A 13470-nucleotide genomic window follows, 5' to 3' on the forward strand; every position below is an offset into this window, starting at 1 on the left:
GATTAAGATACCCCCTTAATTCTCCTGCTTTTCGGCACTATGTTCAATGTTCTTTTTCTGGAAGATCTCTTTTCCAAAATTATATGCAAAGCTGATACTTCCCCTCGCACCAATTGTTTTTCTTTCAAAATCAAGTAAAACCCCATTGCCATCTCTCAAAAAGCTCCATTTCCTTGTTGCTAAAATATCCCTGCCGCTTAAGGATAATGATACTTTACTGTGGAACAGATTGATTTTGCTACCTGCATCTAATGCAAAACTGCCATAATTTCTGTCTTGAGCGGTTTTAAAAGGTGCCTGGTAACTTCCCCGTAATTGTAAAGAAATATTTTTAACTACAGTAAAATTGTTGGTGATATTGGCGTTCCAGCTCAAACCACTGCTCTTTGCTATATTAAATTGAGGCGCCGCATCTGTGTGGTTATTGTAGAGATTGGCATTAATAAGAAAATCCCAGCTTTTTACCACATTAAAGCGGCTAATTATTTCAAATCCTCCGGTATAAGCATTTGCTATATTGGTAGAAGTTGTAGTAATTACCCCATTTACAGGCGCACTTTCTACATGTGCAATATAATCGTTTGTTTTGCGGTAATATAAGCTCGAACTTAGATTTACCCTGCTCCAGCTTTTATGGTAGCTTAACTCGAAAGCATGTATATCTTCGGGTAAAATATTCGGATTGCCCACATCAAAATTTACGGGATCTGAAATATCGGGTATCGGACTGTAATTACGTGGTGTAGGCCGTGTAACCCTGCGCACGTAACTTAACTGTAACTGGCTGTTTTCTTCAATTTTCTCTGTAAGCGTTACACTAGGGTATAACCTTAGATTGCGTACTTTCACAGGGGTATATAATGGATCGCTATATAAATTGTATCCATTTACATATCCGTCCAGATTGGCATATTCTGTTCTCAGGCCAACTAAATAATTAAAGTCTTTTATCTGATTTTGGTAATTGATATAAAATGCATGAATTTGATTATGTCCGTTAAAATACGCCCTGTAAGGATAATATTCGCTATAACGCAATGCATTGTTATCTAATCTGTAAACTATCTGATTTCGTTCGTCCAACCTCCATTGGCTCCGGTAGCCAGCATCTAAACTTCCCTTTCCAACCGGCAATGTATAATCTATCTGCACATTATAATAACTGTTGCGATTGTTGTTAACAGGATGAACAGTGCTCGTGTTGTAAGTTGTTGCCTGATCATGTAGATTATAAATATCCGAAAAAAAATATTGGTCAATATTTCCATTACCATGCGCGTAACCAATACTAAAAGTAAGCTCTTCTTTTGGTTTGTTAAAGGTTTTTACAAAATCCAGGTTCAGGTTATACGTTCTTCCGTTCCCCTTTGTTGTGTTGGTATTATTGATTAACTGCAGGGGAGATCTGGCTGCACTGAACTGTTTGATTTCAAGCCATTCATTTTTATTATTGCTATTGACGTTGTATCCACCAGAAAAATTTAACAAACTCTTGGGCGTGATGTAATAATCTATTCCGGCTTTTATGTTGTGGGCATTAGTTATGGTGGCAGATGGAAAGGTTTCATTAGAGAATAAAACATCCGTTGTTGGATTTAAAAACTGTAGATATTGATGTCCGTTGCTAAATATATTATTGTGCTGAAAATCATAATTCGTGTAAACATTTACCTTACTATTCTCAAAACTCAAGCTCAATCCACTTGTATAATTATTTCTTGTACCTGCTGAAGCATTTACCGAACCATTAAACCCCAATTTCTGGTTCCTCTTTAAAACAATATTGATAAAACCTGTATCGCCCTGGGCTTCATATTTAGCAGAGGGGTTGGTTACCAACTCTATACTTTCAATTGATGCGGCTGGAATGGACTGTAGGATCTGCATAATATCGCCACCGCCAATTAACGAAGGTTTCCCATCAATCAGCACATTCAATTTTGAAGAACCACGCAAACTCAGGTTCCCGCTACCATCAATACTAAGTGTAGGAATATTCTGTAATAAATCGGTAGCTGTACCTCCCTTACCGATGAGGCTTTGTTCTACCGAAAATTTCTTTTTAATAAGACCGATCTGTTCATTGTTTTTTGTTGCGTTTACTGTAATTTCTTTGAGTATATTCTGGTCGGAGGCATTCATTCTAAGCTCACCCAGATTTATCTGATTACTTTCTGCCGAAACTTTAATGCTATCTTTGATAAATGTTTTATAACCAATATATGCTGCCTTAAGCCAGTAAATACCATTTGGAATACCTGTGATGTTGAAATTACCAGCCGAATCTGTCTCTGCTATTTTGATCAGCGCATTAGTACCATAAGCAGATAAAGAAACCGTTGCAAATGGTATAATTTCGTTCATTTTTGCATCACGAAGTCTTCCACTTACCCTATTGCTACCCTGTGCCATTCCGTATAAGTCCCATGCTATAAAAAACAGCATGAATATTATAAATTTAGTGTTTTTCATTGTGTGTTGCTGATAAAGCATGTTTATGAGCAATACAAAAGTATAGGAGAAGTTGGCCTTCTTTTCTGTACAATTATGCACTTATTCTGTACAAAATTATACCATCAATACTTGACTTATTTTAGATAAAAAGTATAGAAAATATTTATAAATTGAGTAAACAAATCTACTTGCACAAATTAATGTTATCTATTAGAAATCTAGAAAAACACGAAGTAGAGCGCACCAGGGAAATCGACCGCTCAGAAGAGATTTTCGGAATTTATCAGTTTCGTAACAACCAGTTGAATCTGGTCCCGCATCGTGAAAGCGTTTTGGGCTTTGAGCAGAATGAATTGAAAGCAATTATCAGCCGTCAAATCAAATTAATAGAAAATGGCGGGCAGGTTTTTAGTGCTTTTGATGCGGAAAAAATGATCGCTATTGCTTCGGTTGAAAATAAAAAAAGAGGCTTATTGCTAAATTATTGTAAAATGGATATCCTCTATGTAAGTAAACTTTACCAGGGGAAAGGGGTGGCCAGCCAACTCTTAGATGCATGTAAACAGGCCGCAAAAAACTTCGGTGCAGAAAAACTTTATATCTCTGCAACGCCTACCAAAAATACAGTCGATTTTTATTTAAAAAGAGGAGCACGGCTGGTATTAGAATTAGATCAAGTTTTGTTTGCTGAAGAACCTGAAGATATCCACCTGGAGTTGGATATTTAGTATCTAATAAAACTTATTCTTTTTTTGTTACAGGATATAAAAATTTAAATGAATTGGAAACCGCCTGATGCATAATTGTAGCATGGTTCTCTTGTGGTAAAAAATCAAAATATACTTGTACATTTTTGTTTTTGAAACCTTTTATTTTTTCGGCTAATAGATTGGCATCTACTTCCATTACCCGGGGTATTGCGGTTGGTGTTAGGCCTTCTTTACCAACAGCAATATAAACCGTGGTTTGTTGATTAAAAGCACTTTCACTCAATTTTGAATCCTGATTTAACAATGAGCCATTATTCCACCATAAACTGGGGCTAATAATAATGTATTGATTAAAAAGTGCAGGTTTTTTGATTAAAATTTCTGTTGCCAGCAAGCCTCCTAAAGATTGGCCGATAATGGTTTTGCTTGTATTCGTTTTATATTTTGACTGAATATAAGGCTCAAGCTCTTTTTCGATAAAGGAAATAAATTGATCAGAATGGCCTGTTGTTGGGTAGCTTTTCTTATCGCGCTCAATTGATGTAGGAAAAGTGAAATCCCTTTTACGATCGACGGTTGCAATGCCAACCACAATTGATTTTGGAACCTGATTTACCCATTCAAAACTATTAAACTGTACAAGGCCTACAACATGAATGAAATCTTCATCGGCAGAACCATCAAGCAAATAGATTACCGGATACCTTGTAGTATCATTTTGTTTATAACCTTCTGGAAGATATATGTTTAAAATTCTCTTTTCAGCAAGTGCTTTTGATTGTATTTCATCTATTAGGCCTAAAACAAAAGGTTTATTTTTAGCAGTATCTGCTGGTCTATTTTTTTGTCCGAAAACTACGGCCGTACAAAAAGTTAAAAGAAGAATTAAAAATGCTTTATTCATATATTTCTTAATAGGATACACGCTATAATGAGATACACTCAACTTGTGTATATTTTTTTTGGAAAAATACAATTTTCAATCGGCCTGATAAAATTGATACGGATTGGAGTGTCCGAATTTACATTTATGATTGTATAAGGGTAAGCAATTAAAATACAAGTTTCTCTCCTTGCCAGCCTGTACGCCGTAAAAACTGTTCCCAGGTAATGCTTTTATCATTCAGGTGCCGACTCCATTGCAAATCACGGTCTTTTCTGAAATAACCATATTCAACTGCGTATTCTGCCATTCCGAGAATTTCATTAACCAAAAGTTCGTTAGTACCAAATTCCGGGAAATGATGAAGCATCTGCTCCCGCGTAAACGCCGAACTATAAACAGCCTTCTTTCCTGTAACCCGGACAAAAGTATCAACCATCTCTTGTGGAGAGATGATATCGCCGATTACCGGCAATGACTTCCCTTTATAGTACGCTGGATGCGAAAAAATTTCGAGTACAGCTGGGCCTGTGGCTGTAAGGGGATCTACAAATGGTGCACGGAAGTCTTTTGGCAAATAAATAGGGAACACCAGTGTATCTCCCTCCATACGGGGAGGGTAAAACTCCATAAGGTTGGTATAGAAAAAAGCCATGTAGATAAAAGAGCTTGTGATTGGAAGTGTACGTATATATTCTTCAATTATGGCCTTATCTGTGAAATGCGGCGCAAATTTCTTTCCCTCCGTAATTTTATCTACATTTTCCAGGCTGCCAAAGATAACATGTTGCACTCCCGCCTCAACTGCTGCATCAGCTAGTTGTATGCCCAATTCCGTCTCATGAGTTTGCGGAGGAGCAATACCTGGTGTCATCATGAAAACACCATACGATCCCTGGAATGCTTCAGCAAAATCTTTTTTATAACCTAGATTAAGCGGCAAACTAATGAGTTCTGCTCCCTTTTGGGCTAAAAGCTGTGCCTCAGGTGAGTCAATCCGGCGGGTAATGCCACGCACGCGATACCGTCCGCTTTCTAATAGCGTATGTGCAGCACTCAGGCCTTGCTTCCCTAAAACGCCAACTATCGTAATTAGCGGTTTTACTTTTTGTTCCATTGCCTCTTGTACAATTAAATCTGATTTCAATATCTATTTATTTAAACTATAAAAATTATAGTTGCAAAACTATCTTTAGTAAGTTAAATTTGCAATAACTATCCAAAACGATAGGCCAAAAAATTACCGATGAAAACAGAATGTATTGCTGATAATGTAAAATTAGGAGGGAAGGTTTATCCCTGTACGGTGAGCCTTGCAATGGATTTGATAGGTGGTAAATGGAAAACGGTGATCCTATATCATTTAAAGGATACAGAAAAACGTTACAATGAACTTCGGAAAGAAGTACCACATATTACAGAAATGACCTTGAGTTTACAGCTAAAACAGCTAGAAAAAGATGGACTGGTATTAAGAAAAGTTTATGGTAAAAAGCCACCTATTAAAGTAATTTATAGTCTTACAGATTTTGGGAAGACATTCATACCCGTTTTGGAGGCAATTACCTTATGGGGAAATCAGATCGTATTAGAAAAGGGAGAGTTTTTAACATCTGGCATATAGATTTTTACAGAAATACTTCAAAAAATTGGCCCGAACCTCATTTAAGCTCAATTTTAATGTATTATTCAAGCAGTCCCAGCTTTGTAGCCTTGCCAATTAGCATAGCCGTATTTTTTACATCAAATTTTTCTAACAAACTTTTGCGATGTGTATTTACCGTTGGTATGCTGATAAAGAGTTTTTCTGATATTTGTGCATTGGTTAGTCCTTCTGCAATTAACAGTAATACTTCTTTTTCTCTTCGGGTTATCAGGAGCTGATTAGGCGCTGGTTTCCTCAATGCGCTTAGCACTTCTAAGCTATAATATACTTTGCCTTTGAGCACGCTGTTTATGGCTTCCATTAACTCTTCCTTTGTGGCATTTTTTAATACATAGCCAGTAGCGCCATTATCGATCATGTTTTTGATAATGGTCTGTTGGTTAAAAGTACTTAGGCCAAGTATAGCAACGGAGGGATATAATTGTTTGACTTCTTTACATAAATCTATTCCACTTTTATCGGGCAGGTTTATATCCATTAAAATTACATCAGGTTCGTGCAGCCTTAAAAAACTTAGGCAAGATTCTGCATTGGTAGCGTGGCCCATCCAATCGATCGTTTTTTCGTTTTGCAACAAAGAACGGATGCCTTCAATCACCATGTAATGATCGTCTACTACAAAAACGCCTATTTTCATTGTTCGCTCTTAAATATTAATTTCTATCATTACCGAAGTACCTTTACCCGGATTCGATTGCAGATCTATACGGCCTTTTAAAAAGTCTACGCGGTTTTTAATATTAGGCCAGCCCATTCCGCCAGATTGTTTCAACAGCTCGGCATCAAAGCCATTTCCATCATCTTCTACGGTAACTGCCAGTAGTTTTTCCTGATCAGATTGGTGGAGCTGTACCAGTACATTTTTGGCATTGGCATGTTTCATCGCATTATTCAGCAGTTCTTGTACAATGCGATAAATGGTAATTGATGTGGTTTGTTGGATGTCTGCATTTTGCATCCCTACTGATTGGTAGTTTACGTGCAGCACACCGCTACGATCTATTTCTGCACAAAATTCTTTCAATGCTGCATCTAATCCATATTTCACTAGTATTTCTGGCATCATATTATGGGCTACACGTCGCATTTCTTTAATGGAACTATCCAACATATCTATGCTACGTTCAAAAGCATGTACGTTGTCAGGGGTCATTATTAAGTTCTCTCTCATATTATTTAATGAAAATTTTATACCGCTCAACATACCACCTAACCCGTCATGCAGATCTTTGGCCAAACGGGTACGCTCTTGTTCTTCTCCCTTTAATATAGCCTCAGTAGCCGTAAGCTGTTTTTCCGTTTCTAATTCATCAATTTTTGCCTGCTGCAATTTTTGGCGGTGTTTGTAGTTGCGATAGCCCAATAGAGATATAATCAAAATCGCCAATACGCCACCCAACAATACATAGTTCAAAATATTTTTTTGCCTGATATCGGCCTGTTGTAGTCTTATTTGAGATTCTTTCTTTTGCGTTTCGTATTTTTTTTCAAGATCGGATGACTGCTGAGCTAAAATACTCTGGTTATAATGATCTGAAAAATCTTCTGATGCTTTCTCAAAAGCATAAGCTTTTTCCGGCTGTCCCATAGCAAAATACACATTCGCCAAGATATTTTGCACATCTGCTATTCCTTGCTTATCTTCTGTTCTTTCTCTCAGTGCTAAAGCCTCCAACAAGTTATTTTCAGCTTCTTTATTTTGCCCGCGTTGTAAATAGATTGAGCCAAGTGCAGCCAAGACATTTGATTGAATACTTTTATCGCTAATCTCTTTAGAGATTGCCAAACATCGTTTACCATAAGTAAGCGCATCACTAAGCTTGTCGGTTCGCAGGTTAATGGAACATAGATTATAAAGTGCATAAACTTCTACTCTTTTGTCTCCCGCTTGCTTTGCCATTTCGACGACTTCGTTTGAAATCTTGATGGATTTATCAAATGCTTTGGTGAGATTGTATGTTTGAGCAAGATTATAAGATTGTATCATTACCCTACCTTTATCGCCCATTGCTTTTGCTATATCAATTGCTTTTTGTCCATAAATAATAGCTTTATCGAATTCAGATCGCGAAAAATAAATTCTTTGCAATTCAGCATACGCATCCTGTAGCAGCCCCCGATCGTTCATCCGCTCAGCTATGCTCAACCCTTTGAGGCAATAAGCTACTCCATTTCTATTATCACCGTTATTATCATATACTCCCCCAAGGGTTAAATAACCAGCAGCAATATTGAATGAATCTTTGGTACTTTCAGCAAACTGAACAAGTCTTTTAGATTTTTCGAGTGCAAGGCTGTCTTTTCCTTCAATCCTGATGAGTGATATTTCTCCTGTTAGCGCCTTAAAAAGACCTTTATTATACTTGAGTTTTTTACTGAGATTGATCGCTTCTAAACAATATTTATAGGCAGACGCAATATCATTGTTTTTATTAGCCTTGGTTAGTTTTATAAGCAAAGAAACTTTTGATGTATCTTCTTTTGATAGATTCAATAACCTTTTAAGACTATCAATTTTTTGTAGGTCTTGGCTATAGCTATTTAGAAAACACAATAGCACGAATAGGCTTGCAAGTAGTTTTTTCATTGAGCGCAAATTAGGTATAGCAGTTTTTGTTTTTTATCATCTTTTTTAATGGTTTTTAAAAAAGATAAGGCTATCTCTACAGTTTGAGACAGCCTTAGGTAAGAGAATCATTAAAAAAATCTGACACTCTACCTAATATTACTAATTATACCTTTCATTGTATCATGTCCGGCCTTTGATAATTCCGATGTTCCTAAATCTAGATCAAGAGCTGCAGTAGCACTGCCACCTATAATTCTGTTTTGTTCTTCTTTTGTCAATTCTTGCAACTGCAATTCATTGATCATTTTTTTGTGTTCCATTTTGAATAAGTTTTTAGTTAGAAATGTATTTTGAAGATAACAATTTTCTTCATCTTTTAATGATTTCCTCCTCCTTAAAAATCATCTTTTTTAACGATTGATGTGCCTTGCCAGTCGTTCTACTTTTACGCTGTTAATTAATTAAGGCCATGAAGACCTCATTTCTACCCTTGCTTTGTCTGTGTTTTGCAATGGCAACTTTTGCACAAAAAAATACATTCGGCATTGTTGGCTATACTGTTCCTTCAGGATATGAATTGGCAAAGCATGATAATGTGCTTACCTATTATAAAGAAGACAAAAGTACTGGAGCGTATTGCAATATCTTTATTTATAACGTAATGCCCGGACAGGGAGGGGTATCTCAGGATTTTGATTATGCATGGTCTAATCTGGTGCAAAAACCATTTAAGGTAACAGGTGCTGCTAATATGCAGCCCGAAGCCGCTTTAAAAGGATGGATTTTTTTGCTGGGTACCGCGAAATACAATGATAATGGGGTGGCTACGCTAGCAATACTGATCAACTTTAGTGGTGAAAGCAAGATGCAAGGTATTTGTATTCTCTCTAATTCAGATCAGTATAAAACTGATATTGAAAGTTTTATTGCATCGGTAGATGTAACAAGAGCAACTGCTACAAATAATAGTGATAATGTTTTAAGTAATACAAAAGAAAATACGCCTAAGGTTAATTCTATCAATACAAATTCACAATCAGTAAATAACAATATAGTTAAAGGGCCTAAACCAGAAGTATGGATGAAAAGTAAATCTGAATATGATATGACGAAAGGAATGTCGGTTACTAAAAACGACTTGATGATTATTTACCCCGATGGGAAATATTACCCTTTTATGCCCGTAGAAGGCTATGCGGGATTTTATAACAAAAATAAAAGTTGGGGTAAAGCAGTTTGGAATGGCGACAGGTTAAATGTAACTGAACCTATCTCTAACAATCAAAATTACTTTGATAAAAAATCGGCTACTCGAATGCAAATTAATACTGACAGCAAGCCACATTATTATAAATCAAAACCAGTAGATGGTTTGCGCATTGAAGGGGCCTATACTGAATATGCCAGCCTTATACCTTCTACCAATAACGAAATACAAAGTCTCATTTGGTTTTATAAAGACGGGAGCTTTGATGATAGGGGATTACATGTGGTTAATGTTAATAAACCTAATGAATTTCCTGCCTTTGCGCCTGGCAAAGGCAAATACAAAATTGAAGATTATAGTATGTTTTTAATGTACAATGATGGCCGTGTAAGGCAATTTGGATTTTCAGGGTATTTGGATAGCGACCCTGCTACGGTAACTGATGTTTACTTTATTTACCACAACATTTTTTATCGTAGAGACAAAGGATATAACAGTAATCTTAAAAATTTAGGTATGCAAGCCCCCATAACAATTAAATAAATCAATTCAATCGAAATGAAAAAACTACTTTTTTTAATCATAATAAGTACCAGTTTTAGCGCTTATGCGCAAAGGGAAACTTTTGATATTGTGGATTTTATTACCCCAAAAGGTTGGCAACGAAGTGAAAAAGCCACAACGCTTGCCTTTTCTAAGGAAGGCGACAAAGGAGAATTCTGCAGCATTACCATTTACAAAAGTATAGATGCTACAGATAATGCGCAGGCCAATTTTGATATGAGTTGGGAGGCATTGATACAGAAAGCCTTAGGAAATGGAAAAGCAGTAATGCAACCCGGAAGTACCGACAATGGCTGGGAAACCAAAATAGGATCATCGCCTTTTGAAAAAGAGGGCATAAAGGGAGCCGTAATTTTAATTAGTAGCAGCAAGGATAAAAAATTAGTGAACATTGTGAGTACCACTAATACGAACGCTTTTCAAAAGGAAATAGAAACTTTTCTGGGTGGAATTGTATTGAAAGGACAGCCAAGCACTGCACAAAAAAGTGCATCAAATAATGCTGGTCAAACCAAAAATTTAACTTCCGGTCCAAAATACGATTTGTGGATGGCACATAAATTAAAGGTAGGTGGCTCGTTAGCCGAATATTCATTTCAGTATGTGGTATTATCGTCTGATAACCGATGCTTGTTTTACTTTCCAGAAAAAGGACTGAATAATGTTGAGCAGGATTTCCCTTCATCTAGCGACAGTTGGGGTAAGGTAAGCGACAAAGGTGATAAACTGGTATTGGTGAATAAGTTCGGTAACATGGAATTGTACAAAAGAACAGCCACCGCCATGGGCCGATATGCCAATTCTAATCCTGGCGATTATTATAAAAAATGCAAGCCAGTAAACGGTCTCCGCATTGAAGGAGCCTACTCGTCAGATGTGTCTTTATATAAAAACAAATCAAATCTGCTCGACAAGATAACCTACGATCCCAATAAGCGCCCTATTATCTTTTTCAAAAAGGATGGCACCTATATTAATGAGGGATTGGCATTTAGCAATATTACAAAGGGAGATGATTTTGCTATTGGCAAAGGAACGTATGAGTTAAAAGATTTTTCGATAATACTCACAACGCAAAGCGGACGTAAGCTGCAAGTGTCTTTTGCAGGTTTGCTGGATGCTAACCCAGCTACTAGTTCTGATGGGTACATCGTTAACCAAAATCTATTTTATAAACTGGATAATAGTTATCAATCACATTAAACGAATTGTCAAAATAAAAAAATATGCTTTGCTAAGCATGACGGCAACTATTATTTCCGCAAATGCGCAACAAGTAAGTTCTTCATTTAACAGAATATAAACATCAAAATTTAAGCTATGAAATATTTAATCACAGTTATGCTAATGTTTATTTGTGGCATTTCTTTTTCTCAAAGGCCAAGCAAAGAACAAATGGAAGCCGATAAAAAGCGATTGGCTGAAGCCATGCAAAAACTTAATGAGAAAACCTCAAAAATGGACCCTAAAGCTAAGAAAGGCTATGACAGTCTGCTCAATCAATATGGTATTGGACTAAAGATGGATAATGCTATAAAACAGGTAAACAATACTCAGACAACAAAAAATGGCGGTGTATCCTATGGGTTAGTTCCTGCAAAAAATACAAAAGCAATTGCATCTATTGCAGCCACACCCACAACTGCTAACATCAATGCATTTGTAAATAACACGAGCAACAGCAGTTTTTCCGCTGTGTTGCCTGCTGCAAAAACCAAGGCCAATGAAATTTATAAAGCATTGAAAGAAAAAGGCGCTACAACAGATGAAATGGGTAATGCTGCCGTAGCGTTCTGGATCCAGGGGCGTACACAAATAGCCCTCAGCATGATGGCTCAGGTGTGTAAAAATGCCCCCACCAACACCGATAACCTGAACAACTATGCGTCTATGCTTACCATGATGGGTGCGCCGGACATGGCCATACCTATTCTCAATAACCTGAATACACGATTTAAAAAGAACAGCACCATCCTTAACAATATTGGGCAAGCATGGTTTGCATTGGGCGATATGGATAAAGCTGGTAAATATTTAGACAGCACGTTGCTGATTTGTGCCACACATGGGCAAGCCAATGAAACACTTTGCCTGATAGCGGAGAACAAGGGAGATAAAACTGCCGCTGTTACTTATGCCAAAGCTGCATTTAAGCAGGGTAGCACCCCATCAAGAAAAGACAAGTTAAAACAATTGGGCTATACACCGGGTGCTGATGATTATACGGGTTTTCCCCGCAATAACAAAAGCGACGACCTGTTGAACCTTGGTAATTTTTTTCCAATGGAATTTCCTAAATCGTATGCTGCCATGAAGATGTACGAAGAGCAATGGAAGTCATTCACCTCGGCTATTGACCAGGCCATCAAACCATTGCAAAAAATTACGGAAGAATCGAAAAAGGAAACGACCAGGCGTTTGGAAGAGCAGCAAAAACAATTTATGAATGCCATGAACAAAACGCTTGCCAACCCCAGTTCGGTAAGTCAAAGTAGTGCTATGCAAATTATGGGTGTGCCGATGTTTTCGGAAAAAATGAGTGCCAAAGAAAAAATGGTGCTGCAGAACCTGCAGCGAAAGAAAGATGCGGTGCTGCAAAAAATTGCTGACTTCGTTAAAGGAGACGGAGCTGGATACACCAAGGATTATGAGGCAACCATGAAAAAAATAAATGAAAGATGGAAAAACGTGGGCGAAGGCGGAACAGAAAATAATGAAAACCTTTGCAACGAATCTGTAAAAGCAATAGATACTTACCTGGCTGCATACAATACGAAGTATGAGGAATTATACAAAGAATACCTGGAAGCACAGAAGCAGTATTTGAACGAAATGTCTTATTTATCACTTTACACTACCTATCCTGAATTGTTGCCGGGCATCAATGCCAGTTTGAAATGGCAGTGGCTGAAAGACCTGTCCTTTAGAGCCAAAGTGCTACAGGTGAGCTATGGCTGTGCAAGCCCAGGTAAAATAAAAGAAGGCAAGCTTACCGCATTTAAAGATCCCAACTGCAATATCAATAGCGAATTTGGTAGTGCGAAGCTCGGCTTCACGATGACGCTTACCTGCAGTGGCTTAACTACTACTGTTAATGCAGGTGTGATCAGCGGTACTTTGAACCAGGATCTGGATCATGCAGGTTTTGGCGATTCTTTTAAAAATTGCACAGTTAGTATTGGACCTAAAGTAAGTGCCGGCGGTAAACTGGGCCCATTACAGGCAAGTGTAAGCGCTGGTGTAGGTGCAGATATTGAAATTGATAGAACCGGTGTAACTGATGTAGTGGTTGTGGGGAGTGTAGAAGCTGCAGCAGGGATTGGTCCTGCTGGGGCAAGTACTGGTATGGAAGGAAGAATGAGCCTTAATAGCGGCGTTGGTTCTATAAGTGGTACAGGGTTATTTAATAAATAAAAA

Annotated in this window: 11 protein-coding genes; 5 read left to right on the forward strand and 6 right to left on the reverse strand. The window is 37.4% G+C overall.

The window, feature by feature from the left end; translation table 11 throughout:
• Positions 1-15: 15 nt before the first annotated feature.
• On the reverse strand, positions 16-2445 hold the full coding sequence (locus tag HDC90_RS02260; protein ID WP_184463442.1) for a TonB-dependent receptor domain-containing protein: 2430 nt from the start codon (positions 2443-2445) through the stop codon (positions 16-18).
• Between the two features lie 209 nt (positions 2446-2654).
• On the opposite strand from HDC90_RS02260, the gene HDC90_RS02265 reads away from it, so the two are divergent.
• Positions 2655-3182, forward strand: coding sequence for a GNAT family N-acetyltransferase (locus HDC90_RS02265; RefSeq protein ID WP_184463444.1), 528 nt, complete (start codon positions 2655-2657; stop codon positions 3180-3182).
• Between the two features lie 13 nt (positions 3183-3195).
• Here HDC90_RS02265 and HDC90_RS02270 read toward each other — a convergent pair whose 3' ends face one another.
• Together HDC90_RS02270 and HDC90_RS02275 are read right to left on the reverse strand one after the other, a co-directional pair.
• Complete coding sequence (locus HDC90_RS02270; RefSeq protein ID WP_184463446.1) at positions 3196-4068, reverse strand: alpha/beta hydrolase; 873 nt, start codon at positions 4066-4068, stop codon at positions 3196-3198.
• Positions 4069-4216: 148 nt separating this feature from the next.
• Positions 4217-5194 carry an NmrA/HSCARG family protein gene (locus tag HDC90_RS02275; RefSeq protein ID WP_221451776.1) on the reverse strand — a complete coding sequence of 326 codons (978 nt, stop codon included), beginning with the start codon at positions 5192-5194 and terminating at the stop codon, positions 4217-4219.
• A 99-nt stretch (positions 5195-5293) separates the two neighbouring features.
• Here HDC90_RS02275 and HDC90_RS02280 point away from each other — a divergent pair, with 99 nt between their 5' ends.
• Positions 5294-5671 carry a helix-turn-helix domain-containing protein gene (locus HDC90_RS02280; protein WP_184463448.1) on the forward strand — a complete coding sequence of 126 codons (378 nt, stop codon included), beginning with the start codon at positions 5294-5296 and terminating at the stop codon, positions 5669-5671.
• 61 nt (positions 5672-5732) lie between these two features.
• On the opposite strand, the gene HDC90_RS02285 is transcribed toward HDC90_RS02280, so the two are convergent.
• The 3 genes from HDC90_RS02285 to HDC90_RS02295 form a co-directional block, all read right to left on the reverse strand.
• Complete coding sequence (locus HDC90_RS02285; RefSeq protein ID WP_184463450.1) at positions 5733-6350, reverse strand: response regulator transcription factor; 618 nt, start codon at positions 6348-6350, stop codon at positions 5733-5735.
• A gap of 9 nt (positions 6351-6359) precedes the next feature.
• Positions 6360-8300, reverse strand: a complete 1941-nt coding sequence (locus HDC90_RS02290; protein WP_184463452.1) for a tetratricopeptide repeat protein — start codon at positions 8298-8300, stop codon at positions 6360-6362.
• Between the two features lie 128 nt (positions 8301-8428).
• Positions 8429-8602, reverse strand: a complete 174-nt coding sequence (locus HDC90_RS02295; protein WP_184463454.1) for a hypothetical protein — start codon at positions 8600-8602, stop codon at positions 8429-8431.
• A 149-nt stretch (positions 8603-8751) separates the two neighbouring features.
• On the opposite strand from HDC90_RS02295, the gene HDC90_RS02300 reads away from it, so the two are divergent.
• The 3 genes from HDC90_RS02300 (at position 8752) to HDC90_RS02310 (ending at position 13467) form a co-directional block, all read left to right on the forward strand.
• The gene (locus HDC90_RS02300) at positions 8752-10032 is read left to right on the forward strand and encodes a hypothetical protein (protein WP_184463456.1); all 1281 of its coding nucleotides are present in this window, start codon (positions 8752-8754) and stop codon (positions 10030-10032) included.
• 15 nt (positions 10033-10047) lie between these two features.
• Positions 10048-11256 carry a hypothetical protein gene (locus HDC90_RS02305; RefSeq protein WP_184463458.1) on the forward strand — a complete coding sequence of 403 codons (1209 nt, stop codon included), beginning with the start codon at positions 10048-10050 and terminating at the stop codon, positions 11254-11256.
• 117 nt (positions 11257-11373) lie between these two features.
• Positions 11374-13467 carry a M48 family metallopeptidase gene (locus tag HDC90_RS02310; RefSeq protein ID WP_184463460.1) on the forward strand — a complete coding sequence of 698 codons (2094 nt, stop codon included), beginning with the start codon at positions 11374-11376 and terminating at the stop codon, positions 13465-13467.
• Positions 13468-13470: the final 3 nt, after the last annotated feature.

The sequence above is a fragment of the Pedobacter sp. AK013 genome (genome assembly GCF_014205835.1).
In the GTDB taxonomy this organism is placed as follows: Bacteria; Bacteroidota; Bacteroidia; order Sphingobacteriales; family Sphingobacteriaceae; genus Pedobacter.